The sequence below is a fragment of the uncultured Agrobacterium sp. genome (genome assembly GCA_913777615.1).
GTDB lineage: Bacteria > Pseudomonadota > Alphaproteobacteria > Rhizobiales > Rhizobiaceae > Agrobacterium.
On the sequence record CAJYTK010000009.1, the window covers coordinates 19,047 to 45,190 of the forward strand.

General features: G+C 60.0%; 23 protein-coding genes and 1 riboswitch. Of the genes, 10 read left to right on the forward strand and 13 right to left on the reverse strand.

Annotated elements, in window-relative coordinates; all coding sequences use genetic code 11:
* The 6 genes from QZ862_RS07655 to thiC all read right to left on the reverse strand — a co-directional run bounded on the left by QZ862_RS07655 (position 1) and on the right by thiC (position 5,338).
* Positions 1-396, reverse strand: a complete 396-nt coding sequence (locus QZ862_RS07655) for a winged helix-turn-helix domain-containing protein (RefSeq protein ID WP_296098757.1) — start codon at positions 394-396, stop codon at positions 1-3.
* Positions 393-1,400 carry a P1 family peptidase gene (locus tag QZ862_RS07660; protein ID WP_296099096.1) on the reverse strand — a complete coding sequence of 336 codons (1,008 nt, stop codon included), beginning with the start codon at positions 1,398-1,400 and terminating at the stop codon, positions 393-395. The genes QZ862_RS07655 and QZ862_RS07660 overlap by 4 nt, the downstream gene beginning before the upstream one ends.
* Positions 1,401-1,574: 174 nt before the next feature.
* Positions 1,575-2,348: a thiazole synthase gene (locus QZ862_RS07665; RefSeq protein WP_296098759.1), complete on the reverse strand. Its 774-nt coding sequence runs from the start codon at positions 2,346-2,348 to the stop codon at positions 1,575-1,577.
* A 3-nt stretch (positions 2,349-2,351) separates the two neighbouring features.
* Complete coding sequence (thiS, locus tag QZ862_RS07670) at positions 2,352-2,549, reverse strand: sulfur carrier protein ThiS (RefSeq protein WP_296020276.1); 198 nt, start codon at positions 2,547-2,549, stop codon at positions 2,352-2,354.
* On the reverse strand, positions 2,518-3,513 hold the full coding sequence (thiO, locus tag QZ862_RS07675) for a glycine oxidase ThiO (RefSeq protein WP_296098761.1): 996 nt from the start codon (positions 3,511-3,513) through the stop codon (positions 2,518-2,520). Before thiO ends, thiS begins: the two co-directional genes overlap by 32 nt.
* 1 nt (position 3,514) lies before the next feature.
* A complete protein-coding gene (thiC, locus tag QZ862_RS07680; RefSeq protein ID WP_296098763.1) occupies positions 3,515-5,338 on the reverse strand; it encodes a phosphomethylpyrimidine synthase ThiC in 1,824 nt (607 codons plus the stop codon).
* Between the two features lie 107 nt (positions 5,339-5,445).
* Positions 5,446-5,557, reverse strand: a riboswitch (TPP riboswitch).
* 177 nt (positions 5,558-5,734) lie between these two features.
* Here thiC and QZ862_RS07685 point away from each other — a divergent pair.
* The 9 genes from QZ862_RS07685 (at position 5,735) to QZ862_RS07725 (ending at position 17,820) form a co-directional block, all read left to right on the forward strand.
* Positions 5,735-5,986: an acyl carrier protein gene (locus QZ862_RS07685; RefSeq protein ID WP_062424835.1), complete on the forward strand. Its 252-nt coding sequence runs from the start codon at positions 5,735-5,737 to the stop codon at positions 5,984-5,986.
* Positions 5,986-7,167, forward strand: a complete 1,182-nt coding sequence (locus tag QZ862_RS07690; protein ID WP_296098765.1) for an acyl-CoA dehydrogenase family protein — start codon at positions 5,986-5,988, stop codon at positions 7,165-7,167. Before QZ862_RS07685 ends, QZ862_RS07690 begins: the two co-directional genes overlap by 1 nt.
* Before the next feature lie 4 nt (positions 7,168-7,171).
* Positions 7,172-8,083, forward strand: a complete 912-nt coding sequence (locus QZ862_RS07695; protein WP_062444285.1) for an amino acid--[acyl-carrier-protein] ligase — start codon at positions 7,172-7,174, stop codon at positions 8,081-8,083.
* A 16-nt stretch (positions 8,084-8,099) separates the two neighbouring features.
* Positions 8,100-9,086, forward strand: coding sequence for a DUF1839 family protein (locus QZ862_RS07700; protein WP_296098769.1), 987 nt, complete (start codon positions 8,100-8,102; stop codon positions 9,084-9,086).
* On the forward strand, positions 9,083-11,545 hold the full coding sequence (locus QZ862_RS07705; protein WP_296098772.1) for a glycoside hydrolase family 2 protein: 2,463 nt from the start codon (positions 9,083-9,085) through the stop codon (positions 11,543-11,545). Before QZ862_RS07700 ends, QZ862_RS07705 begins: the two co-directional genes overlap by 4 nt.
* A gap of 176 nt (positions 11,546-11,721) precedes the next feature.
* Complete coding sequence (locus QZ862_RS07710) at positions 11,722-14,439, forward strand: ABC transporter transmembrane domain-containing protein (protein WP_296020299.1); 2,718 nt, start codon at positions 11,722-11,724, stop codon at positions 14,437-14,439.
* Between the two features lie 56 nt (positions 14,440-14,495).
* Entirely contained in the window at positions 14,496-14,951 is a 456-nt protein-coding gene (locus QZ862_RS07715; protein ID WP_112954666.1) for a cyclic nucleotide-binding domain-containing protein, read from the forward strand.
* A 168-nt stretch (positions 14,952-15,119) separates the two neighbouring features.
* Positions 15,120-15,980 carry an MBL fold metallo-hydrolase gene (locus QZ862_RS07720; RefSeq protein ID WP_296037681.1) on the forward strand — a complete coding sequence of 287 codons (861 nt, stop codon included), beginning with the start codon at positions 15,120-15,122 and terminating at the stop codon, positions 15,978-15,980.
* A gap of 127 nt (positions 15,981-16,107) precedes the next feature.
* Positions 16,108-17,820, forward strand: coding sequence for an adenylate/guanylate cyclase domain-containing protein (locus QZ862_RS07725; protein WP_296099100.1), 1,713 nt, complete (start codon positions 16,108-16,110; stop codon positions 17,818-17,820).
* Positions 17,821-17,952: 132 nt separating this feature from the next.
* On the opposite strand, the gene QZ862_RS07730 is transcribed toward QZ862_RS07725, so the two are convergent.
* From QZ862_RS07730 to QZ862_RS07750, 5 genes are all read right to left on the reverse strand, one after another.
* Positions 17,953-19,134, reverse strand: coding sequence for a M20 aminoacylase family protein (locus QZ862_RS07730; RefSeq protein WP_296098774.1), 1,182 nt, complete (start codon positions 19,132-19,134; stop codon positions 17,953-17,955).
* A gap of 72 nt (positions 19,135-19,206) precedes the next feature.
* A complete protein-coding gene (locus tag QZ862_RS07735) occupies positions 19,207-19,986 on the reverse strand; it encodes an amino acid ABC transporter ATP-binding protein (protein WP_296098775.1) in 780 nt (259 codons plus the stop codon).
* Positions 19,983-20,906, reverse strand: coding sequence for an amino acid ABC transporter permease (locus QZ862_RS07740; RefSeq protein ID WP_296098778.1), 924 nt, complete (start codon positions 20,904-20,906; stop codon positions 19,983-19,985). The genes QZ862_RS07735 and QZ862_RS07740 overlap by 4 nt, the downstream gene beginning before the upstream one ends.
* Positions 20,903-21,793: an ABC transporter substrate-binding protein gene (locus QZ862_RS07745; RefSeq protein ID WP_296076414.1), complete on the reverse strand. Its 891-nt coding sequence runs from the start codon at positions 21,791-21,793 to the stop codon at positions 20,903-20,905. Before QZ862_RS07745 ends, QZ862_RS07740 begins: the two co-directional genes overlap by 4 nt.
* A 58-nt stretch (positions 21,794-21,851) precedes the next feature.
* Positions 21,852-22,814, reverse strand: coding sequence for an ABC transporter substrate-binding protein (locus QZ862_RS07750; protein ID WP_296037691.1), 963 nt, complete (start codon positions 22,812-22,814; stop codon positions 21,852-21,854).
* Between the two features lie 101 nt (positions 22,815-22,915).
* On the opposite strand from QZ862_RS07750, the gene QZ862_RS07755 reads away from it, so the two are divergent.
* Positions 22,916-24,241 carry a PLP-dependent aminotransferase family protein gene (locus tag QZ862_RS07755; RefSeq protein WP_296098781.1) on the forward strand — a complete coding sequence of 442 codons (1,326 nt, stop codon included), beginning with the start codon at positions 22,916-22,918 and terminating at the stop codon, positions 24,239-24,241.
* A gap of 9 nt (positions 24,242-24,250) precedes the next feature.
* Here QZ862_RS07755 and QZ862_RS07760 read toward each other — a convergent pair whose 3' ends face one another.
* Together QZ862_RS07760 and QZ862_RS07765 are read right to left on the reverse strand one after the other, a co-directional pair.
* Positions 24,251-24,733 (reverse strand): class I SAM-dependent methyltransferase, encoded by a 483-nt coding sequence (locus QZ862_RS07760; protein ID WP_296098783.1) that lies wholly within the window; start codon positions 24,731-24,733, stop codon positions 24,251-24,253.
* Positions 24,734-24,750: 17 nt separating this feature from the next.
* Entirely contained in the window at positions 24,751-26,091 is a 1,341-nt protein-coding gene (locus QZ862_RS07765) for a nucleotide sugar dehydrogenase (RefSeq protein WP_296098786.1), read from the reverse strand.
* Positions 26,092-26,144 lie beyond the last annotated feature (53 nt).

Consider the following 26,144-nt stretch of genomic DNA (forward strand, 5'->3'; position numbering starts at 1 on the left):
CTATTGCGGGGGCGCATCCTGCGTCTTGCGATCGTCGGCTCCCCGGTTGGCTTCCAGCCAGTCGAGATCGGCCTGCAGCGTCTCGCGCATGCGCGCTTCCATGCCGCGAAAGCGCGCCAGCAGTTCTTCGCCAAAAGGCGTCAGCCCCGCGCCGCCACCCTGCTTCCCGCCGCGCTGCGATTCGATCACCGGCTCTGTGAACATGTGGTTCAGCGCATCCACCAGCAGCCAAGCACGGCGATAGGACATGTCCATGGCGCGTCCGGCTGCAGAGATGGAGCCAGTGGCAACGATATGCTCCATCAGCTCGATCTTGCCACGACCAAGCCGCTCGCCCGGTGGAAAATCCACCCGCAGCACGGGCTTGAGAGGCGGGCGCGATGGCGTGTCGCTCATGGCTGCGCGGCTCCGAAGCGATCCCGCCAGGAAGGCTGCGCGCCCTCATGGGGAAGCGCGCTCGCCTCGAACACACCGCGGGCAATGGCACGTGCCATGACCAGCGTGGCGAGATGGCAGAGTTCGGCAAAATCGCTCGGCTGCGTGAGCGCTTTTTTACCCGTCGCTGCGGCAAACATCGTGTCGCCATCGCTGGAGAGGTGCGAGGGCAGCACGGCGCGCGCCAGCCCATCATGCGCTAGGATCGAAAGCCGATGCGCCTGCGCCTTCGTCAGCACCGCATCGGTGATCACCGCGCCAATGGTGGTGGCCGTCAGCGTCACGCCCTTGATGCGAAGCGCCGTATCGGCCTGGCTGAACTGTGTTGGCAGGCCAAGCCCGCCAAATTCGCCATTCTGTTCAAAGGGGGCGGACCAGAAGTTTTGCGTGGTGCCAACCGTTGCCGAGCCCAAGGCATTGACCGCGACAATCGCCGCAATCGTAATGCCGGAGGATGTCTTGTCGCTGGCAGAGCCCAGCCCGCCCTTCACCGTCGCGGTCGTGGCACCCGTTCCGGCCCCCACGGTGCCGAGCGCAAAGGGCGCGTGCGAAGCGGCCTTGAACGCCTCGTACCCCATGTCCCGATAGGGCGAATGCAGCCCCCAATCCTTGTTGCCGCCATTCAAAAGATCCATCAGGATCGCCTGCGGCACGATCGGCACGCGTGTATTGCCCACCGGAAAGCCGCGCCCGGCCTGGCGCAACCCCGCCTGCACACCACCTGCCGCATCCAGCCCAAAGGCCGACCCACCAGAGAGCACGAAGGCATCCACCGCCTCCACCGTCATCGATGGATCGAGAAGGGCCGTATCGCGCCCACCCGGCGCGCCACCCAGAACCGAGCCGGAAGCAATCGCAGGCTCATCGAAAACGATGGCTGTCACGCCGGAGCCAAGGGTGAGATCGGTGGCATGGCCCACCGCAACACCATCAATATCGATCAGCAGATTATGCAAGGGCGGCATTCCTTCTGTTGTCCTGCCGGTATCCCGCTGTGGGGCGGTGTTGTCAATTGCGGGATAGTCACTGTTGCCGGGGGTCAGCCTCACCCGCCCTCATTCCTGTGCTTGTCACAGGAATGAGGAGAGCAGGAGACCTCGCGCAAAACATGACAAGGGTGCCACCCCCTTACCAAGCCCTCACGAAAACACCGCCGTCCCGATCACCGGCGTGGACGGTACCGCCATGTCGCGCGGCTCCATCATGCCGGAGAGATAGGCCTCGCGCCCCGCCGTGACGGCTTTCGCAAAAGCCCCGGCCATGATCACCGGATTGCCCGCACCGGCCACCGCCGTATTGAGCAGCACCGCGTCATAGCCAAGCTCCATCACCGTTGCCGCATGCGATGGGCGGCCAAGGCCGGCGTCGACGATCATCGGCACATCGGGAAAATGCGCCCGCATGGATTTGAGTGCCACGAGGTTCAGCGGTCCCATGGCGCTGCCGATGGGCGCGCACCAGGGCATCAGCACCTTGCAGCCCGCATCGATCAGCCTTTCCGCCACCACCAGATCGTCGGTCGTATAGGGAAACACCTCGAAACCCTCCTCTGAGAGGATGCGGGCCGCTTCCACCAGCGCGAAGACATCCGGCTGCAGTGTGTCATGGTGGCCGATCACTTCCAGCTTGATCCAGTTGGTCTTGAACACCTCCCGCGCCATCTTCGCCGTCAGCACCGCTTCCTTGGCGGTATGGCAGCCCGCCGTGTTGGGCAGGATGAGCCGGTCGAGTTCGCGGATCAGCTCGAAGAACTGCCCGCCCTTTTTGCCGCCTGCGGTTTCCCGCCGCAGCGAAATGGTGAGAATGTCCGTCTTGCTGGCGCGAACGGCATCGGCCAGAACGGCGGGCGACGGATAGCGAGCAGTACCCAGCAACAACCTTGAGCTGACATCGCGATCATACAATCGAAGCATGGTTCATCCTCCCTGCATCGGGGAAAGGATTTCGATCCGGTCGGAATCCTTCAATTGAAATTGCGGGCGATCTTCCGCATGGACGAGATCGCCATTGACCGCCGTTGCCAGCCAGTCGCCCTCATAGTCAAGGACCGAGAGCAGTTCTGAGAGCGTGGCGGCGGAAAGATCATGCACTTCGCCGTTGACGTGGATCCGCATGGGACACCTCCTTTTGTTCGATGAAATCGGCAGCCTGCCGCGCCATGGCTGGCGAAAGCAGGAAGCCGTGCCGGTGCGCGCCATTGATTGAGAGCGTCTTTCCCTCCTCGACGATGCGCGGAAGATTGTCGGGAAAGGCAGGCCGGATGCCGGTTCCGGTTTCGATGATCTGCGCTTCTCCGAAGGACGGATGCAGCGCGTAAGCGGCGTTCAAGAACTCCATCATCGAGCGGGCGGAAATCGGCCCCGCCTCCTCCATCTCGATCATCGTTGCGCCCACCATGAAGCGCCCCGGCTCACGCGGGACGATGTAGAGCGGAATGCGCGGATGCAGGAGCCGCACCGGGCGCGATAGCGAAACCTCACTCGTGGCGAGATAGAGCATTTCACCGCGCACGCCCCGAAGTCCTGAGAGCGATCCGACCCGCGCATGGCCGGTGCAATCGACGATGCGATCGAAGCCGCCTTCATCGGGTGGCCCTCCGCCCAGATGGAAGGCGACGCCGCTTGCCACAAGACGCTGGTGCAGCGCCGCCATCGCCAGCCGCGGATCGAGATGACCTTCGCCCTCGAAGAACAGCCCATGGCGGAAGCGCCCGGCAAGGTCCGGCTCGAGTGCTGCAATCTCATCCTCATCCACCAGGCGGTAGCCGCTGGTGCGCGAGGCAAAGCGCGAGAGTTCCGCCTTGTCGCGTGCGGGTGCGACCACCAGCGTGCCATGGCGTGTGACGAGGCCGGGTGCGGCCTCCTCCCACCAGTCGAGCGCCGATTGTCCGAGGTCGAGCACCGCCTGTTCGGCGCTCTCCCTTTCGCACCACGGCGCCAGCATGCCGCCGGCAAACCAGGATGCGCCGTGGCCGATCTGCGGCGCGGTATCGAACACCGTCACCACACATCCGCGCCGCGTCAGCTCAAGAGCAGCCGTCAGACCGGCAACGCCTGCGCCTTTGATCAGGATGCGCATTTCATTCACCGGCCACGGGCTTTTCCAGCGGCATGTAGAGATCGCCACCCTGACGGAATTTCTCCGCCATCGCCTCCAGCCCCTCCTTCTGGGCTTCTGCGCGGATATCATGGGAAATGCGCATGGAGCAGAATTTCGGCCCGCACATGGAGCAGAAATGCGCGACCTTGTGCGCTTCCTTCGGCAGCGTCTCGTCGTGATATGAGCGCGCCGTTTCCGGATCGAGCGACAGGTTGAACTGGTCCTCCCAGCGGAATTCGAAGCGGGCGCGAGACAACGCATCGTCCCGCAACTGCGCCGCCGGATGGCCCTTGGCGAGATCGGCGGCGTGTGCGGCGATCTTGTAGGTGATGACGCCCACCTTCACGTCGTTTCGGTCCGGCAGACCCAGATGCTCCTTCGGCGTGACATAGCAGAGCATCGCCGTGCCGAACCAGCCGATCATCGCCGCACCGATGCCCGACGTGATGTGGTCGTAACCGGGGGCGATATCGGTGGTCAGCGGTCCAAGCGTGTAGAAGGGCGCCTCGCCGCAGGTCGTCAACTGCTTGTCCATGTTTTCCTTGATCTTGTGCATCGGCACATGGCCGGGGCCTTCGATCATCACCTGACAATCCTTTGCCCAGGCGATCTTCGTCAACTCGCCGAGCGTCTCCAGCTCGGCAAATTGCGCCGCATCATTGGCATCGGCAATCGAGCCCGGACGTAGTCCGTCCCCCAGTGAAAACGACACATCGTAAGCGCGGCAAATGTCGCAGATCTCGTCGAAATGCTCGTAGAGGAAGCTTTCCTTGTGGTGGTTCAGACACCACTTGGCCATGATCGATCCGCCGCGCGAGACGATGCCGGTGACGCGATTGACGGTCAGCGGAATGTAGTGCAGGCGAACGCCCGCATGGATGGTGAAGTAATCGACGCCCTGCTCGGCCTGCTCGATCAGCGTATCGCGAAACACCTCCCAGGTCAGATCCTCGGCAATGCCGTTGACCTTCTCCAGCGCCTGATAGAGCGGCACCGTGCCGATCGGCACCGGCGAATTGCGGATGATCCATTCGCGGATATTGTGAATGTTGCGCCCGGTGGAAAGGTCCATCACCGTATCGGCACCCCAGCGCGTGGCCCAGACCATCTTCTCCACCTCGTCCGCCATGGAGGAGGTGACGGCGGAGTTGCCGATATTGGCGTTGATCTTGACCAGGAAATTCCGCCCGATGATCATCGGCTCGGCTTCCGGGTGATTGATATTGGAGGGGATGATGGCGCGACCGGAGGCCACTTCCTGACGGACGAATTCCGGCGTGACGTGATCTGGAATATGCGCGCCGAAGCTTTCGCCATCGCGGAGAAGCTTCTCCTGCGCCGCCTCGCGTCCGAGATTTTCGCGGATGGCGATATATTCCATCTCCGGCGTGATGATGCCCGCCCGCGCATAGGCCAGCTGGGTGACGGCCTTCCCACCCTTGGCCCGCAGCGGCTGGTTGCGCACGGGAAATTCCGGCGTCAGGCGCTCGCCGGTGGCAAAGCCATTGTCTTCCGGCTTCACATGCCGGCCCTCATAGGCTTCGACATCGCCACGTGCGATAACCCATTCTTGGCGATGACGCGGCAGACCGGCATCGATGTTCACCAGATGCGTTGGATCGGTATAGGGACCGGAGGAATCATAGACCGTGACCGGCGGTTCGCCAGCGGTGGGATGGACCGCAATTTCGCGCATCGGCACGCGGATATACGGGTGAAGAACGCCCGGCTTGTACACCTTGGTGGAGGCCGGCAACGGACCGGTGGTAACGGTTGGGGTGAGGTTTTTAGCGGCAATGTTCATCGTGAGGCTCCAAAGCAAAACAGTGGAGACCCAGTTCGAGCATGAAGACGAAAAGCGCGGGGATAGACGTGATGACGGTTCCCCGGCGTGAAGCCGGTTCTGCCAGAATGCCCGCGTTTGCACCGTCCCTACGCCAGTATGAACTGGATCAGGTTCAACGGGTCACTGCGCGCTCTAGCAGTATCTCAGCCCCTTGCCGGGACCCCCCTGGTGAATGCCGCAATCAAAGACCCGATAACGCCGATTGTCAAGCTGGCCGTGGGCGCCCCAAAAAAGCTGAATAGCGCGCAAAGCAATGTCACCGGATATTAACCGCTCCACTTATGACAATGTTATTTTTTTAAATGTAACCACAAATGACGCTATGATGGCTCTAGTTTAGGGAGATGAGCTCAGATGAATTCTACTATCCGTGACGTGCTGGCAAAGTTTGGCCAGCTTCCCGTTTCCGTCGACACGCTTGCCGACGATGCCGATCTTTATGCGGCGGGCCTTTCCTCCTTCGCCTCCGTGCAATTGATGCTTGGCCTTGAGGAAGCTTTCGACATCGAGTTTCCCGACAGCATGCTGAACCGCAAGTCCTTTGCCAGCATCGCCGCCATCGAAACCACGGTCAAAGCCATCCTCGACGGGAAAGAGGCCGCCTGATGAACCTCGCCGTCGCGCCTCACCGTGAAGCACTGAGCGCCAGGGCGGCGCGGGTGGCGGCGATTGCCGCAAAACATGCCGACGTGGTGGATACCGAAGGCCGCTTCCCGAAGGAGGCTGTTGACGCGCTTCGGCAGGAAAAGCTGCTCGGCATCCAGGTTCCCGTTCATATGGGTGGCGAAGGCGCCACCATGCTGGAGCTTGCCAATATCTGCTCCATTCTCGGCCAGGCCTGTTCGGCAACGGCGATGATTTACGCCATGCACCACATCAAGGCCTCGAGCCTTGTGGAGCATGGCGAAGACAGTGAATGGCACAGCGCTTTCATGCGCCGCCTGGCAAACGAACAATTGCTGCTTGCCTCCGCCACCACCGAAGGCGGCATTGGCGGAAACCTGCGAAATTCCATTTGCGCCGTCGAGGTGGATGGCGATGTCTGCCGCCTGGAAAAGGACGCGACCGTCATTTCCTATGGCAGCGAGGCCGACGCCATTCTCATCACCTCGCGCAGCAACAAGGATGCCGCTCCCTCCGACCAGGTGATGACGGTGTTTCTGAAGCACCAGTACAGCCTGGAGCGCACCCACGTCTGGGATACGCTCGGCATGCGCGGCACCCGCTCCGACGGCTTCCTGTTCAAGGGCGAGGCTCCGGCGGAACAGATCTTTCCCAAGCCCTTTGCCGAAATCGCGGCCCAATCCATGCTGGCCACCTCGCATCTTCTGTGGAGCGGCGTGTGGTACGGCATCGCGTCCGACGCTGTGGCACGGGCGCAGAGCTTCGTGCGCGCCGCCGCCCGCAAATCGCCGGGGTCCGCACCGCCCGGCGCGCTGCGACTGGCCGAAGTGTCGAACAAGCTGCAGATCGTCAAATCCAACGTGATTGCCGGCATCAAGGCCTATGACGAGACCAGATCCGACCCGGACAAGCTGATGTCGATGGGCTTTGCCATTGCCATGAACAACGTCAAGATCTGCTCGTCCGAGACCATTCTGGAAATCATCGACCATGCCATGCTGATCTGCGGCATCATGGGTTACAAGAACGGCACGCCCTATAGCCTTGGCCGCCACCTGCGTGACGCGCATTCCGCCCGGCTGATGATTTCCAACGATCGAATCCTGAGCAATTCCGCCAATCTCCTGCTGGTTCAAAAGCAGGATACGAGCCTTCTGAGGTAGGACCATGGACGCACAAACATCTTTCCTCGACAGGCTCTTCGACAAGGGTTTGCTCATCGATACCGGCGTGGACGGTCTCTATGGCCGTAGCGGCCAGTTCGAGGACGTGATCACCGGTCTTGAAAGCCTTGTCAGCAAGGTGGGTGCCGGCGACAAGGCCGAAGCGATCCGCTTTCCGCCTGGCATCAACCGCGCTTACTTCGAAAAGAGCGGCTACATGAAAAGCTTCCCGCAGCTTGCCGGTACCGTCCATTCCTTCTGCGGCTGCGAGCTCGACCACGTCAACCTGTTGAAGACAATGGATGAGGGCGGCGACGACTGGGCGAAAGACCAGAAGATCACCGATATCGTGCTCACACCGGCCGCCTGCTATCCGCTCTATCCGACCATTGCCAAGCGCGGCAATCTGCCCGATGGCGGCGGTCTCTACGACATCCAGTCCTATTGCTTCCGCCATGAGCCTTCCAAGGACCCGGCGCGCCAGCAGCTCTTCCGCATGCGCGAATATGTCCGCATGGGCACCGAAAGCGACGTCACCGATTTCCGCCAGCTGTGGATGGATCGCGGCGTGGCAATGATGGAAGGCATCGGCCTCGACGTGAAGCTCGATATCGCCAACGATCCCTTCTTCGGACGCGCAGGCCGGATGCTGGCCAACAACCAGCGCGACCAGAACCTGAAGTTCGAACTGCTGATCCCGGTCACATCGACGACCAATCTGACCGCCTGCATGAGCTTCAACTACCACCAGGATGCCTTCGGCGCGAAGTGGGGCTTGAACCTTGCGGACGGCTCTGTCGCCCACACCGCCTGCGTCGGCTTCGGCCTGGAGCGACTGGCGCTCGCCCTCCTTGCCAAGCATGGTCTGGATGTCGATCAATGGCCGCAGTCGGTTCGCGACACGCTGTGGAACTGAGGCCTAAGAGGTACGCATGACGGCAATTTTTCCGGCCTTGAGCCTTGAGAGCCATGTCCCTCACCTGCTCCACGCATCCGACAGGATGTGGCCGGAAACCAATTGCTTTGTTGATTTGTGGATCGAGCTTGTGGCCTCGTGCGGCCTGCCGCCGGAAGCCATGTTCGGCTTTACCCTGACGCAGGATTTCGAGGGCGACCACTTCACCTTCTTCAAGATGCCGCTGGAAGACCTCGACGCGCTTTACGGCATCCGCTCCACCGAGCTTGCGATCTTCGACAATGTCGAAACCCATATCGAAACGCAGTTGAAGCGTGGCCGGATTTCTCTGATCGAGGTGGACAGCTTTTACCTGCCGGATACCCATGGCGTGGGCTACCGCAAGGATCACGGCAAGACGACGATTGCCATCAACCGCATCGATCGCGACAATCTCACGCTCGACTATTTCCACAATGCCGGCTACTTCGCGCTGAACGGCGAGGACTATGCGGGCATTTTCCAGCATCACCTGAAGGAGAGCGATCCGCCTTTCCTGCCCTATGCGGAGTTCGCCAAGTTCCCGGAAAAGCCAGTCCCCGAAGAGCACCGCCGCGCAGTTGCCGAACGGCTGCTGGTGCAGCATTTTTCCAGACGACCGGCAAACAATCCCATCCGCGCTTTCTCGCAGGTCTTCCCGGCACAGGTGGAAAAGGTTGCCGACCGCCCCTTCGGCTTCTTCCACAAATATGCCTTCAACACGCTGCGCCAGCTCGGCGCCAATTTCGAGCTGGCGGCCAGCCATCTGCAATGGCTGCGCGGCGCGCATGCTTTCGATGATGCGGCGATAGAGGCCCTGAAGATTGCCGAAGTGGCGAAGACCGTGCAGTTCCAGCTGGCACGCGCCGTTGCGCGCCGCAAGTTCGAACCGCTCGCAACCGTTCTCGATCCGGCGGCTGATGCCTGGGATCAGCTGATGGCAAAGCTCGACGCGACGCTCGATCACACGAGCGAAGCGGCGTGACGCGCCATATCCGCCATGATGCCCTTCCGGGCCGGCTTCTGACGGAAGGCTGGCGGCTGACGCTGTCAGAGGCCAATGTCTTCGCACGCCCGTCTTATATCCCCGCAGACACGGAGACCATCGCCGCCCCCGTTCCCGGCACGGTGGCCGAGGCACTGGAGAATGCGGGCCAGTTCGACCGTTACAATCAAAAGCCGCTCAACCATCTCGATGCATGGTACCGGGTGAGGCTGGAAAAGGGCGAACCGCAGACCGCGACATTGCATTTCGATGGCCTTGCCACCATTTCCGAAGTGTATCTGAATGACGAGATCGTCGCGCATTCGCAGAGCATGTTCGAAGCGCTTGAGGTCAATGTCGAGCTCTCCGGCTCAGACGAACTGGCGATCTGCTTCCGCGCCCTGAAACCGCATCTGGAAAAGACCGGCCCCCGCGCCCGCTGGCGTCCGCAGATGATGTCGACCCAGGGGCTTCGCCTGATCCGCACCACGGCGCTCGGTTACATGCCGGGCTGGTGCCCGGAGATCCACGCTGCAGGGCCATGGCGGCCGATCCGGCTGGTTTGCCATGGCGAAACGGCTTTCGATGTGACCACCTTCACCACCGAACTGACGGAGGACGGCACGGGCGTGATTCGCCTGAGCGTCGCGACGGCGGCCTCCCATGTGGAGATTGGCTGCAACGGAACATGGCAGGCCCTTTCGTCGTCCGGCGACGGCATCTTTACCGGAGAGCTCAGGCTCGACGGTATCACGCCCTGGTGGCCCGCCACCCATGGCACACCGGCCCTGCATGAGGTGGGCCTGCGCATCGACGGCAAGCCCCATACACTCGGCAAGACCGGCTTCCGCCGCATCGAGATCGATCATGGGGCGGATGGCAAAGGCTTCGGCCTGACGATCAACGGCGTCGCCATTTTCTGCCGGGGCGCCGTCTGGTCCAATGCCGATATCGTCCGGCTTCCCGGCGCCAAAGAGGATTACGCACCCTGGCTGCACCTTGCCGCAGAGGCGGGCATGAACATGATCCGCATTGGCGGAACCATGACCTATGAGACCAGAGACTTCTTTGGCCTTTGCGATGAACTCGGCCTGATGGTCTGGCAGGACATGATGCTGGCCAACTTCGATTACCCGGCGAAAGATGAAGGCTTTGTCACCCATATCGAGGAGGAAACGGCAGACCTTCTGGCCAACGCTGCTCTTTCGCCCTCTCTCACCGTGATTTGCGGCGGTAGCGAAGTCTATCAGCAGGGGGCAATGCTCGGTCTTGGCGAGACCTTCTGGAAAGGTCCGCTGACCGAAGAGATGCTGCCGCGCTTCGTCAAAGCCCGCCGCCCGGATGTCGCCTATGTGCCGAATTCGCCCTTTGGCGGCGCACAGCCCTTCTTCACCGATGAGAAGGTCGGCCATTATTACGGCGTCGGCGCCTATTGCCGACCGCTGGAGGATGCCCGCCGCGCCGATGTCCGCTTTGCCGGCGAGTGCCTGGCCTTCGCCAACGTGCCGCAGCAAAAGACGCTTGATCGGCACCTTCCCGTTGCCGCCGTTCATCATCCGGTGTGGAAAGCCCGCGTGCCGCGCGATCGCGGTGCCTCCTGGGATTTCGAGGATGTGCGCGACCATTATCTCAAGCTCCTCTACGATCTCGACCCTTCGAAGGTGAGACGCGAGGATAGCGAGCGCTATCTCGATCTGTCGCGTGCCGCCATTGCCGAGGTTATGGAAACCACCTTTGGCGAGTGGCGACGCAACGCCTCCTCCTGCCAGGGCGCCATGGTGCTGACCCTTCAGGATCTTGTACCGGGTGCGGGCTGGGGCGTGATCGATTCCACCGGCGAACCGAAGTCGGCCTGGTACGGGCTGAAGCGCGCATTTCGCCCGGTACAGCTGATCCTGACCGATGAAGGGACCAACGGGCTTGCCGTCCATCTCGTCAACGAGACGGCGGAAAGCCGCAAGCTCACCGTCGAACTCGCCTGCCTGCGCGATGGCCTGCAACCCGTCGTCCGCGGCCAGAAGCAACTCGATCTCGCACCGCGATCCAAGACAAGCCTTGCCGCCACCGATTGCTTCGGCGCATTCTTCGACACGACCTATGCCTATCGCTTCGGCCCACCTGCCCATGATGTGACGGTTGCAAGGCTGAAGAACGCTGTGACGGGAGAGGTTCTTGCCGAAGCCTTCAACTTTCCACGCGGCCGCAGCGCGGCGTTGCATGCCGCAAACCTGAGCGCAACGACAGAGCAGACGAACGGGCAATGGTTCCTGACGCTGACCACGGATCGGCTGGCCCAGTCGGTCAATATCAGTGCCGATGGCTTCCGCCCAGTCGATGACTGGTTCCATCTGGCTCCCGGTGAGGCCAAGACCATCGCACTGATCGCTGAGGAGAATGCCCCTGCCGAGCCCCATGGCGAAATCCGGTCGCTCGGCTCGCGCCTGCATTTTGGCTTCTAATAAAAAAGTTTCGCTTCCCTACGCGATATTGTAGGGAAGCGGCTTGTTTCACCACTATGTGAACCACCATATCCTATCCCCGTTTCAGCGCTCTCCTTCCCCCTCCAGAGCCGCTTTGACGCCAGCATGAACATCCATTACCTTCCACTTTATCCGGCACGGCATAGAAGTCCTCGATGGAAAAAAGTCTGACGCGTTACATCTGGACGCATACCAAGAAGCAGCAGCTTTTCATTCTGCTGATCGTGGCGCTGTCGATGATCCCGTACTTCCTGGCCTTCGATCTGCCCAAGCAGATCGTCAACGGGCCGATCCAGGGCGATGGCTTCGAAGGCGCCAACGCCACGCAGCTTTTCATGCATCTGACGCTTAACCTGCCTTACTTCGGCACGGTCACACTTTTTCCGGGTATCGAGCTGAACCGCATGGCCACCTTGATGGGCCTCAGCCTCACCTTCCTGGCGCTCGTCATCATCAACGGCCTCTTCAAATATTACATCAACACCTACAAGGGCCGACTTGGCGAGCGCCTGCTGCGCCGCATCCGCTTCCAGCTGATCGACCGGGTCCTGCGCTTTCCGCCCACGCACTTCAAGCGCGTCAAAGGCGCGGAAATCTCCAGCATGATCAAGGACGAGGTGGAGCCACTCGGCGGCTTTACCGGCGACGCCTTCGTCCAGCCTGCTTTGCTCGGCGGCCAAGCACTGTCGGCGCTGTTTTTCATTCTGGTGCAAAATTTCTGGCTCGGCATGATTGCCGCTTTCATGGCCGCCATTCAGGTGGGCATCATCCCGAAAATGCGCCGCCGCCTGATCGATCTTGGACGCCAGAGACAGCTGACCGCGCGCGAGCTTGCCGGTCGCATCGGAGAAATGGTCGATGGCATCGGCACCATCCACGCCTATGACACCTCGAACTACGAACGCGCAGATGCCGGCCAGCGTCTCGGCCAGATCTTCAAAATCCGATACGACCTTTATCAGTGGAAATTTCTGGTCAAGTTCATCAACAACTTCCTGGCGCAGCTGACGCCCTTCTTCTTCTATGCAGTCGGCGGTTACCTGACGCTGCGCGGCAGCCTCGATGTCGGTCAGCTCGTTGCCGTCATCAACGCCTACAAGGAACTGCCAGGACCACTGAAAGAGCTGATCGATTGGGATCAGGCCCGCCAGGACGTGCAGGTGAAATACGAACAGGTCTTCGAGCAGTTCGATTCTCCGAGCATGATCGACCCCAAAATCCAGGATCTGTCTCCGGCGGCAGCTGCCGCGATCACAGGCCCGATCGTCATTTCCGCACTTTCGCTCGATGACGACAGCGGGACGCGCCTCCTCGATCAGGCAACACTTACCATCAATCCCGGAGAAACCGTGGCGATCGTCGGCAGTGCCGGTGGCGAAGCCCTGGCAGATGCCCTGGGACGCACGCTCTGGCCAACATCGGGCAAGATTTCCATTGGCGACACCGATTTCCACGATCTGCCCGAATCCGTCACCGGACGGCGCATTTCATACGTCTCGGCTGACAGCTACTTCTTCCACGCAAGCCTGAAGGACAATCTTCTCTACGGATTGAAGCATGCGCCCCTCAAACCTAAGCAGTATGAAGGGACTGAACTCGAGCACCGAAAATGGGAAGTCCGCGAGGCCAAGCTTGCCGAGAACCCGGACATGGATCTCAACGGCGACTGGATCGATTACGAGTCGAGCCCGGCAGGCCGCGAGGACCCGGAGCAATTTCTCAAATCCATGCTCGCCGTTTTGGACACTGTTCAGCTTTCGCCGGACATTCTGGAATTTGCGCTCCGCTCCTCCATCGATCCAATGAGCGACCTGCATCTGGCAGCCCGCATCGTCGAACTGCGCCGGACGCTGCGCAGCGAGTTGGAGCGGGAAAACCTCTCTGGTCTCATCGTTCCCTTCGAGCCGGACAGCTACAACACCGAAGCGACCGTCGGCGAAAACATCCTGTTCGGCACGATGCGCGATGCGCAGACCGGCAGCAGCAAGATCATCGAGAGCAAGTATTTCCTGTCGCTCATGCGCGGAACGGGTCTTTCCCATACACTCTTCGACATGGGTTATACGATCGCCGAGAACATCGTCGAAATCTTCTCCGACCTGCCGCCTGACCATCCGCTCTACCAGCAGTTGACCTTCATGACCGCGGATGACATTCCAAACTATCAGCAGATCCTGCAGCGCCTGCAGGGCAAGCATTACGATGACGCGAACGAGGCAGACCGCCGTGCCATGATCCGCCTCAGCTTCTTCTATGTCGAACCAAGACAGCGTTTCGGTCTTCTGACACCGGAAGTGATGAACCGCATCGTTGAGGTGCGCCACATGTTCCACGAGAACCTGCCCGAAGAACTGCGCGACGTGATCGAGCCTTACGATCCCGATCAGTATGCCGCATCGACCAGCCTGCTCGACAACATCCTCTTCGGCAAGGTCAGCCATCGCTACACCGACGCCTCGCGCCGTATCACCCGGCTTGTGGCCGATGCCATGCGCAAGCAGGGTGTCTATGAGCGGGTTCTTGCCGTGGGGCTTGACTTCAATCTCGGTGCCGGCGGCAAGCGTCTTGGGCCATTGCAGCGCCAGAAGCTCAATCTCGCGCGCGCCTTGATGCGGCGCTCGGATTATTACGTGCTCAACCGTCCGCTACCGGGTCTCGACCATCGCCTGCAGCAGGAAATCGTCGATAACGTCATTGCCTTCCTGAGAAGAGACGGCGCAAATCCTGCAGTTCTGTGGGTCTTGTCAAACCCGTCGCTTTCCAAGATGTTCGATAGAGTTATCGTCGTTAACCACGGTACAATTGTCGCAGACGGATCATACGAGACTCTTGTGGAAGAAAACGGTACATTCAAGGAAATGATCGCTGCGTGACATGTCGCGGGCACACGACAGCAACGTGAACCGGTAATACCAACCAGGACAGGGCTATGCTTTTCAAAGATGAAATTCAGATGCTGAAGCGCGTCCCCTTCTTCAGTGAGATGGAGCCGTCGAAACTCAAGCTACTTGCTTTTGCTTCGGACCGCGTTTCCTATCTTGCAGGAGACGAGCTATTCCGGCAGGGCGACCTTGGCGATAGTGCCTATGTGCTTCTGACCGGCAAGGTCGATGTCCTGATCGACTCGCCATCGGGCCAGATCAAGCTGACGGAAATGAGCGGCAATGCCATCGTCGGCGAGATCGCCATTCTCTGCGACAGCGTACGTACGGCAACCGTGAAGGCTTCGACGCCGGTGGAAGCGCTGCGCATCGGCAAGGAGCAGTTCTTCAAGCTGATGTCGGACTTCCCGGAGATCACCATCAAGGTCATGCGGGTTCTTGCGGAGCGTCTGACGCAGACGACGACGGAACTGAGCAAGGCACGTGCGCATTCAAGCGTTTGATAATATATTCTTCCGCACCACGATATTTTAAGAGAAAAATAAAAGTGGTGCTGCAGTCATAAAACTGAAATGCTGCATGGAGTAGGCACGCGCCATTGAATGGCGAAGAGACAACGGCACCTGGCGGAGGAGCGTTGAGACGGTGGCCGTGGCAGGTTGGGGTGTATGATGGCGTTGAATTCCGACGGAGACCGTCGGGGCAATAGACAGGAATTGCGGGTCAAGATCTGGGGAGCGCGAGGAACGCTTCCTGTGTCGGGAGAAAAATTCCACAAATACGGCGGTAACACCATCTGCATCGAGGTTCGGTGCGGCGACCATATCCTGCTCTTCGATGCAGGCTCTGGTCTGCACCCCGCTGGCATGGCGCTGAAAGCCGAAGGCGCAACCAATGTGGATATGTTCTTCTCGCATTGCCACTACGACCACATTGTCGGATTTCCCTATTTCAAACCCTTCTTCAAGCGCGAGAACGATATTCGCATCTGGTCCGGCCATCTGGCAGGGCAGAAGACCACGCGCGAGATGCTGCGCGAATTCATGAGCCCGCCCTGGTTTCCGGCACCGCTCGATATTTGCTGCGCCCATCTGGAGACGCGCGATTTCGCGGCTGAGGACACGCTCCAAGTCAAGCCGGATCTGACGATCCGCACCGGCATGCTGACCCACCCCGGCAATGCCATCGGCTACCGGATCGACTGGCAGGGCAAGAGTCTTGCTATCATCACCGACACCGAGCACGAACCCGGCAAGCTGGACAAGGCAGTGCTGAAGCTGATCGACGATGTCGATCTGTTCCTCTATGACGCAAGCTTCACCGATGCGGAGATGGAGCTTTACAAGGGCTATGGCCACTCCTCCTGGCAACAGGGGATCAGACTGGCGAAGGCCGCAAATGCCAAATCGGTGGGCTTCATTCACCACGCGCCCTTCCGCACCGATGGCGAACTCGACCAGATCGACGAGGATGCGAAGAAGGAATTTGCCGGTGCCTTCTCAGCCTTCGACGGACAGACAATCGAGCTTTGAAACAGGCAGCCGCCTCGAATAAGACCAAATAGCATTATTTTCGTAAGGCCGATCAATCGCTCGATCTAAACCCGGCGATTCAGCATTTGAATATCCATTTTCCATTGAGAGAAATTTGAGGTCGGGATTGGCGCAGTATGTGACGGAGACCTCTTTGCGACGAGCGCGGTTGCTCTCGGGTCTCGTCATGCTGACCTTCGTGGCCTGCCACCTTTTCAACCATGCGCTGGCGCTGATCTCCATCGACACTGCTGAATATGGAAGGATATGGTTCAGCATCATCTGGCTGAACCCGGTCAGCAGCATCATCCTCTATGGCTCGGTCTTCGTCCACCTCATGCTCGTGCTGCGCTCCATCTATTTGCTGCGCTCCTTGCAAATGCCCTGGCGCGAGGCGATGCAGATTTTGCTTGGCCTGGCGATCCCGTTTCTCATCATCGACCACGCTGCGGGCATCCGCTTCTCACGCATGCTTTTCGGTATCGATGAAGGTTATGACGTTGTCATCAGACGGTTCTGGATCACGTCACCCTATCTCGGCCTGCGCCAGAGCATCGCACTGGTGCTGATCTGGGCGCATGGCTGTTTCGGCGTGTTCTTCTGGCTACGTTACCGAAGCTGGTACCGGCAGGTGGCGCCCTATCTGTTGATGATCGCCGTTCTATTGCCAATCATGGCGCTTCTGGGGTTCAGCGATGCAGGGCGGCAGATGGAGATGGATCTGCCTGCCGATCACCCCCATTCGGAAGCGGGCATGCGCTCGCCCTCCGATCCGCCTCTGCCACCTGTACGCCCACCGGGCTCATCCGCGCGCCAGGAGACCATCCAGCACATCACCTTCGGTCTTCGCCTCGCCTTTGGTGCAGCCGTCATTCTCACCTTTGCCGCCCGTGCCGTCCGAGGGTGGCGGCAGCGATCGAATGGTTTCGAAGTTCTCTATGAAGACGGACATGCGGTGCGCGCACCGGCAGGCTTCAGCATTCTGGAGGCGAGCAGGCTTGAGGGCGTTTCGCATTTCTCCGCCTGTGGCGGCAAGGGCCGCTGCTCCACCTGCCGGGTGAAGATACTGGAATCCGACGGCCCACTGCCGGAACCGAGCGATCTGGAACGTGCCACCTTGCAGCGCATCCACGCCGATTCCGATGTGAGGCTAGGTTGCCAGCTTCGCCCGACGGGGCGGGTCAAGGTCGCACTGCTTCTGTCCACGCGGCAAAAGGACGACAGCCCGGCGAATGACGAGCCCATTCGGCCCGGTCGCGAGGAGGAGATTGCGGTTCTCTTCTGCGATCTCAGAAACTTCACCTCGCTCTCCGAAGCGCGCCTGCCCTATGACATGGTGTTTCTGCTGAACCGCTATTTCACCGTGGTCGGTCAATCGGTGGAGCAGGCAGGCGGGCGCATCGACAAATTCATCGGCGACGGCGCCATGGCGCTTTTCGGCCTCGACGGCAACCAAGAGACTGCCTCGGCCGATGCGCTGAAAGCAGCCTGTCTGATCCTGCGCAATGTCGAGAAGCTGAACGAGGAACTGGAGCAGCAATTTGCCGTGCGCCTGCGCGTTGCGATCGGCATTCATGCCGGTCCGTCGGTTGTCGGCATCATGGGCTATGGCGCAGCAAAAACGCTGACGGCCATTGGCGATACGGTCAATGTCGCAAGCCGCCTGGAGACGGCGGCAAAGGAGTTCGGGGCCGCCATGGTCGTTTCCGAACCGGTCATGGTCCAGTCGGGCCTCAAGCGCGATACGCTTCGAAATCGCACCATTCCCATTCGCGGGCGCAGTTCCGAGATGCGGGTCTTCCTGCTGTCGGAAGACGAAAGCTATGGCCTTTTGTCGTAACACGAACGCGGCACGATGACCGCGTCATCTGATCGAACTAGCCATGTCGCCATCAACAGCGCTTAGAAATCCACCCCGACACCCAAGGGCACATTGCCCCGCCGAATGTCCTCCGGCGGGGCTCTACATCAATTACTCCGCAAGAAATCGTTCCGCCAGGCGCGCCCACAGAGCCGCACCCACGGTCAGGCTGCCATCGGCAAAATCATATTTGGGGCTGTGCAGAATAGCGGAGTCCATTCCGTTGCCCAAGCGCAGGAAGCTGCCTGGTTTTTTTTCGAGGAAGTAGGAAAAGTCCTCGCTGCCGGGAATGAGCGGGCAGGTAGCGACCTTGTCTGAGCCGATCAACTCTTGCGCCACGAGCCGCGCAAAGTCCGTCTCTGCCTCGGAGTTGGCGACCACCGGGTAGCCGTGCTCGTAATCGATCTCGATCGTAGCATCATAAGCCTCTGCCATGGATCGGGCGAGCTTGGTGATGCGCCGCTCCAGAAGTTCGCGGATCTTCGGCTCGAAGCAGCGCACGCTCAGCGCCAGCTTTGCATACTCGGGGATGACGTTTACCGCTTCTCCCGCATGGATGGTGCCGACGGTGACGACGGCTGTCTGTGTGGGATCGATGTTGCGCGAAACGACCGTCTGAAGCGAGACGACGAGGTTGCAGGCAACCACGATGGGGTCGATGGTAAGATGAGGACGCGAGGCATGGCCGCCCTTGCCCTTGATGGTGATGTTGACCGTATCGGATGATGCCATCATCGGCCCGGAGCGCGTTAAAATCGTGCCTTCCGGTGCGCCAGGATGATTATGCAGGCCGAAGATCGCGTCGATCGGGAAGCGCTCGAAAAGGCCATCCTCGATCATTTTCTGGGCGCCGGATGGCTTTCCATTCTCTTCCGCCGGTTGGAAGATCAGGGTCACCGTACCATCGAAACGGCGAGTGCGAGCGAGATACTCCGCTGCACCAAGCAGGACGGTCGTATGTCCGTCATGGCCACAGGCATGCATCTTGCCGGGCGTCTTGCTAGCATAGGGTAGTCCCGTTTCCTCCAGGATCGGAAGCGCGTCCATATCGGCGCGAATGCCGATGCTTTTGGTTCCAGTGCCATTCTTCAGACGAGCCACGACACCGTGACCGCCGACATTGCGCGCCACCTCGTAGCCCCAAGCGTCAAGCTTCTCCGCCACATAGCGGGCGGTTTCGGCCTCTTCCAGCGAAAGCTCAGGGTTGGCATGCAGATATTGGCGCGTGGCCTTGAGCTCTGCCTCCATCGGCTCGAAATCGGAAACGCGGGCATAGTGATTGTCGTTCAGCATTGGGTCCACCAGGGTCTTGGAAAAAGGACGCCAGCCGTGAGGCTGGCGCCAAGTTGGGGAAAAATCGCACGCTTACAGGAAGCGTGAGAGGAAGGCCTGCGTGCGTGGATGTTGCGGATTGCCGATCACTTCTTCCGGCTTGCCCATCTCCACAATATGTCCGCCGTCCATAAAGACCACACGATCCGCCGCCTCTTTGGCAAAGCCGATTTCGTGCGTGACGACGATCATCGTCAGGCCCTGACTTGCAAGATCCTTCATCGTGGCAAGCACTTCACCGACAAGTTCGGGGTCGAGTGCGGACGTTGGTTCATCGAACAGCATGAGCTTCGGCTTGATGGCCAACGCGCGCGCGATCGCGACACGCTGTTGCTGCCCACCGGAGAGCTGACGCGGATAGGCGGAGGCTTTTTCCGACAGGCCGACACGCTCCAAAAGGCGCATGGCATTTTCGGTCGCGTTCTTGCGGCTCTCCCCATGAACGCCGACGGGCGCTTCGATGATGTTTTGCAACACCGTCATATGCGGATAGAGGTTGAACTGCTGGAACACCATGCCGATCTTGCGGCGTTGGCGCGCAATGCCGTTGGCCGAGAGCTTCTCCAGCCGGTTGTTCTTCACCCGGTAGCCGATCTGTTCGCCGTCCACCGCAATCGCGCCCTGCTGGATCGTCTCCAGATGGTTGATGCAGCGCAGGAAGGTTGATTTGCCAGAACCCGAAGGGCCGAGAATAACCACGACCTCACCCGGCATCACATCCAGATTGATACCTTTCAAAACCTCAAGATGATCGAAGGATTTGTGAACGTTGCGCGCCTCCACGAGAGGCTTTGTGTCTGCGATCGCGGTCAATGGCTTGCCTCCACGTCCTGAGCAGGCTTGGCGACGCCGGCATTGCGGCGGTCGCTGCGACCGTAATAGGCTTCGATGTAGCTTTGGCCGATATTGAGGACCGACGTAATCAGCAGATACCAGATGACGGCTACGAGAAGCATCGGAATGATTTCGAACGTCCTGTTATAAATGGACTGCACCGAGTAGAGCAGGTCCGCCATGGCAATGACGCTGACAAGCGAGGTTGCCTTGATCATGCTGATCAGCTGATTGCCGGTTGGCGGAACGATGGAGCGCATGGCTTGCGGAATGATGATGCGCCACAGCGCGCGCGCCTTGGTCATGCCGAAGGCCTCTGCGGTTTCCGCCTGCCCGCGATCGACCGAAAGAAGGCCTCCGCGAATGATTTCCGCCATGTAAGCCGCTTCGTTGAGCGCCAACCCGACGATTGCCGCAGTCATCGGTGTGATGACGGAGTTGGTGTCCCAGCTTGCAAGCGTCGGTCCGAAGGGGATCGAAATGGAAAGCTGCGGAAACAGGGTAGACATGTTGTACCAGAAGATCAGCTGGACGAGCAGCGGCGTGCCGCGGAAGAACCAGATGAACAGGGAGGCAAAGGAGCTTGCCAGCCCATCCTGCGACATTCTGGCGATCGCGATGATCAGACCGAGAATGGTGCCGAGGATCATGGCGATGACCGTCAGCCCGAGGCTTACATACAGACCGCTGATGACGACCGGATCGAAGAAATACTGCGCAACGACGGGCCAGCCGAAGTTTTCGTTGTTGGCAACGATCCAGGCGAAGTTCATGACGAAGAGCGCTATGACCAGCCAAAGCACGAGACGGCCCGTGCGAAACGGGGTGTGGGCAGTTGCCACATCCCGCAGATCGGTGCCACCCATGGGCGGCACTTTGGTTTCAACAGGGCTCGTCATTTTGGCAACTGGCCCCCGAGGTTGATGCCCGGCTGCTTGAGGATATTGTTCTCAAGACCCCACTTCTTCATGATCGTTTCGTAAGTTCCGTTGGCCATGAGAACCTTGATAGCATCGAGAAGAACCGGGCCTAGCTCCGACCCCTTGGGAACGACTGCGCCTTGGTAGAGATCGTCGAAGCCGTTCTTCTGTCCGACGCCGGTCAGTTCCAGCTGGCCATTGGCCTGAGAAACGAAATAGGTCAACGGCGCCTGCGACGAGAAGAAGGCATCGGCGCGTTTGGAGCGAACCGCAAGGATCGAGCTTGGCTGGTCGGTATAGGACTGCACCTCGATCGCCGCCTTGCCATCGGTCTTGCACTTTTCCGCCTGAGCCTGGATGACGCGCTCCGCCGAGCCGCCGGCCATGACGGCGATGCGCTGGCCGCAGGACGTGTCGAGCGAAACGATGCCCTTGGGATTGCCCTTCTGAACGGCAAAGACCACGAATTCCTGCACCCAATCGACAAAATCATTCGATTCTTCGCGGCTCTTGAAATCACCCACAGGCCCGAAGGCAAACTGATAGCGCCCGGAATTCACGCCCGCCAGAAGCGCTGGCAGGCCACCAACCGTCGCGTGTTCGATCTTGATGCCCAGCACTTCGCCGAGCGCATCGGTCAGGTCGGCACTTGCGCCTTCCATCTTGGTGCCGGTCACGATTTCGTAGGGAGGGAAGGAGCCGTTGTTGACGGAAATCATCTTGCCCTCGGAGCGAATTTTTTCCGGCAGTCGGGCGCGAAGTTCCTCATTCACGCTCTGCTTGGGAATGGCAGCCGTTTCGGCAAAAGCGGTTCCGGCGAGAAGAAGCCCGGCGAGCGCGGCGGAGGCAATGAGTTTCGGATGCATTTTGGTATTCCCCTTTTTGTTTGCAGCGATTGAAAGTGCCAAGGCCTGACTATCCTCGTCAGTTGACCCCGGCTTGCAGCGGAAAAAGCTCCGCGGGCGTCAAGAGGCGCGGCAGAATGCCTTGAGCGTGAAGCTCTTGAGCGAAATCGGAGATCATGGCGTCGTTCTCCTTCAAGCCGCTGACATTCCAGTTCGGCGGCAGATCTGCGGCGCAACGGCGCAACTCATCGATCATCCAGGGCGTGGTATCGGCATATTTCTCCCGCTTTTCCAGCCACATGCGCTGTGAGGCATCGATGAGCGCGCTGAGCTCGTCCATAACCCACGGATTGTCGCGCACGAACTGCGCCTTGAAACCGATCAGATGCATGCCAGGCACGTAGCCAACATCGTTGAAATAGGCGACTTCGGACGCCCGGTAATCCGGCAGAACCTGACGGAACGGCGAGTCCTGATCGAAGAAACCCTTGGGCATGAAGGGTGTGAAGACAGCATCCAGCCCGCCCTCTTTCAGCAGATCCACCATCGGGCGTTCGCCAGGTGCCGCCTCGATCCGGCCCGGACGTCCGAAACCATCCAGACGGTCGGTGATGGGATGGGCGTCCGTCAGACGACCAGCATACCACATGGCGTCTTCCACGCCCACGCCCTCGCGACGGCACGCCGCACGGGTCCAGGTATTGCCGGAATCGCGCCAGCCAGTCACACCGATCTTCTTGCCGGCAAGATCGGCAAGCGTGCGGATCGGGCTATCCTTGGTGGTGATAATGCAGCGATGACGAAAACCGCGCATGATGAAGTTTGGCATACCGATGACGCGCTCATCGCCATCATGGCGCATCTGCGCATAGCGGCTGAAAGAGGTTTCGGCAGCGTCATGCGCATCGTCTTCGGCGACATTGGCAACAAGCGTACCGACGCGATCGACCTCGATCTGAAGCCTCGGAGACGATACGTCTCCCAGAACAAGCGGCGTCATATAGTCCCAGTCGCGAAGAGCCAGGCGAAGTTTCAACGGCATGATTTAGGTCTCATTTATTTTCCAATGCCGAAAGAATAAATGTACACTCGTAAGCGCACAAATGTTATTACGTTATTGAACATTTAAAGTGAGAGTTCCAAGTGAGCGATATTTGCGAGGCCCGCTGGCTCGCCGACAGAATAACCGACAAGACGATCCGGGGCATCGCACTGGAAACGAGCGCACTCGTGCGGGCTGGCGTTTTGCCGGTCGGCACGCGCCTGCCCGCCATGCGCGATCTGGCCTACGAACTCGGCGTCAGTCCCGCGACCATATCCGAAGCCTGGAGCGAGCTACGCCAGCAGAAGATCATCAGCGGTCGTGGGCGCAATGGCACGTGGGTCTGTGCGGAGCGCTTCGTTGCAAAGCCGGAGCGTCTGGCAAGTGCTGGTCACTATGGCGCCAATGTTCTCGATCTCTCGATGGCGGTACCGGATCAGGCGTTGCTGCCGCCGCTCGAGAAAGCAATGGTCTACGCCACTTCGGTCGGCGACCTGAACAGTTACGCCCGCAGCCGGATCGTTCCCGAACTGCGAGACGCGATTGCGGAAGGCTGGCCTTACGAGCCCGAAGCCTATCTCGCGATCAACGGCGGTTATAACGGTGTCTATACCACGCTGCGTGCGCTCGTACGGCCGGGATCGGTCGTTGCCGTCGAACATCCCACCGCCATGCGCCTTCTGGATATTCTCGAAGATCTCGGCGTGAAGATCGTGCCGATCCTGTCGGATCGCGAAGGCCCCCTGCCCGCATCCTTGAGGCAGGCACTCGCCGAGCGACCCGCAGCCTTTCTCTTCCAGCCCCGGCTGCACTCGGTCACGGGACAGACCGTAACCCCGGAGCGGATGCAGGCGCTTGGAGATGTTCTTGCCGAAACCGACACGCTGATCATCGAAGATGACGGCCTGGCAGATATTTCGGCGGAAAGACCGGTCTCTCTCGGCAAGCGCTTCCCGGACCGAACCGTGCGCATCGTCTCCTTTTCAAAGACCTTGGGTCCCGACTTGCGACTGGCAGTGCTTTCGGGTTCTGCCCCTATTGTCGAACAGATCCAATCCTACCGTGCCTTCAGCGCGGGATGGACCAGCCGCGTGCTGCAAGCGGCTGTTGCCTGGCTGATCAGGGACGAGGAAGCGTCCCGGATCGTCGCGAGAGCGCGCGCGACCTATCAGGAACGGCGCGATGCGCTGGCGCGTGAACTGCTGGAACGGGGCGTCGAAACCATGCCCGGCAGCGGCATGTGTCTCTGGGTGCCGGTAGAATCCGAGCCCTTCGCGATGGTGACCCTTGCGGCCAGGAACATCGCCGTTGTACCCGGCAATAAATTCTCCATCCTGCCGAGTGCCCATATTCGCGTGGCCACCAGCAAGCTCTCGTCAGGCCACGCGCAGGTAGCCGAGGCGATAGCGCTTGCGCATCTGAGATAGGGTGGCGCGCTAGATCTTCCGGTACAGGAAGTAACGATCCGTCGGCACGGTGTCAGGCACCGGCAGTGGATCGAGGCTAGGTTCCTTCAATGGCAGTCCGCTCACCGCGATACCGCCCTTGGCCAGCATGCCAGACACGATTTGCGGCAGCCACGTGAGCGTCACCGCATCCTTCTCGTCGTAACCGGTGCCGATATCGGCATGCACAAGTGCCGCCCCGATGCCGACCCAGTCTTTCGCCGTCTGGTGGATTTCGCCGAGAACCAGATTGCCCTCTTCCGGCACGGAAGATGCGTGTGCGCCCATGGCCCGGTCGAAGGCGACGATGCGGCGATCGGCAAACAGCTCGCGCAGATGGTTGAAGGTGCGCCCATTGCCAAGGCCGATTTCCATGATCGGACCGTCAGCCGGCAGATCGAGATCGCCATGCACATGGTTCAAGATATCGCGCTGGGCGCTGAGGCGGCGGATGAAACTGTCCAGTCTGCTCATGGGAGAAGGGTTTCCAATCAGGCTTTGATGATGTGGCTGGCGCTGATGCCGCGACGGGCAAAAGCGTTGCGCGTATCGATGATCAGCGGCGACCAGCCGGCAAGCTGCTGGTAATCGACGTTGTCATGGTCGGTGGCGACCAGCACCGCGTCGAAACCGCCAATGCTGTCCTTGGTCCAATCTGCAGACTTCATGCCCATCAGATCGCTATATTCGCGGGTCTTCGGGATTTCCGCCACGTAAGGGTCATGGAAGGCAACATCGCCGCCGCGCTCGAGTATGAGCTCGATCAGTTTCAAGGACGGGCTTTCGCGAATGTCCGGTACGTTCTTTTTGTACGCCAGCCCCAGAACTAGCACCTTCGAACGGCTGAGCGCCTTGCCCTGATGCACGTCCAGCGCTTCCGCCAGTCGCCCGACGACATGGCGCGGCATGGCCGTGTTGATCTGGCCTGCGAGTTCGATGAAGCGGGTGGGCAGTTCGTATTCCTTCGACTTCCACGTCAGATAGAACGGATCGATCGGAATGCAGTGGCCGCCAAGGCCGGGCCCTGGATAGAAGGGCATGTAGCCGAAGGGCTTGGTCTTGGCCGCATCCACCACTTCCCAGATGTCGATACCCATCGCCTCGTAGACGACCTTCAACTCGTTGACGAGCGCGATATTGACCGCGCGAAAGACGTTCTCGGTGATCTTCACCGCTTCTGCCGTCGCTGTAGTAGAGACCGGGATGACGGTCTTGACCACGGAGCCGTAGAAGGCCGTCATCAGCTCAGCAGCATCCGGTCCGTCACCGGCCACGACCTTCGGAATGGTGGAGGTGTGGAAGTCGCGGTTGCCGGGGTCTTCGCGCTCCGGGGAAAAGCCGAGGAAGAAATCCTGAGCCGACTTTAGCCCGGTCTTTTCCAGGATCGTCTTGACGATGCCATCTGTCGTCCCGGGATAGGTGGTCGATTCCAGCACAACAAGCTGGCCGGGACGCAGCGTCTCGGCAATCTCGCGGCAGGTGTTCTCCACATAGGAGAGATCGGGATCGCGATATTTCGTCAGCGGGGTGGGAACGCAAATGGCAATCACATCGCATTCGCCGAGCTTGGAAAAATCGCTGGTGGCTTCGAACGTGCCGTTCTCGCAGGTACCCGCCAAAATCTCATCCGGCACGGCCTCGATATAGCTCTTGCGCGCTTCGACGGCCTTGATCTTGCCCGGATCGATATCGAAACCTGTCACCTTGAAGCCGGATGTGGCGATCGTCATGGCAAGCGGCAGGCCCACATAGCCAAGGCCGATGACACCCGCCCGCGCCTCTTTCGATTGAATGAGGTCGAGAAGTCGCTGTGCATTTGGAGAAGAGGTCAAAGCGTTTTGCGTCCTGCGCGCGAGGAAAACTTGGCCTTTCAGTTGGGCAAGAA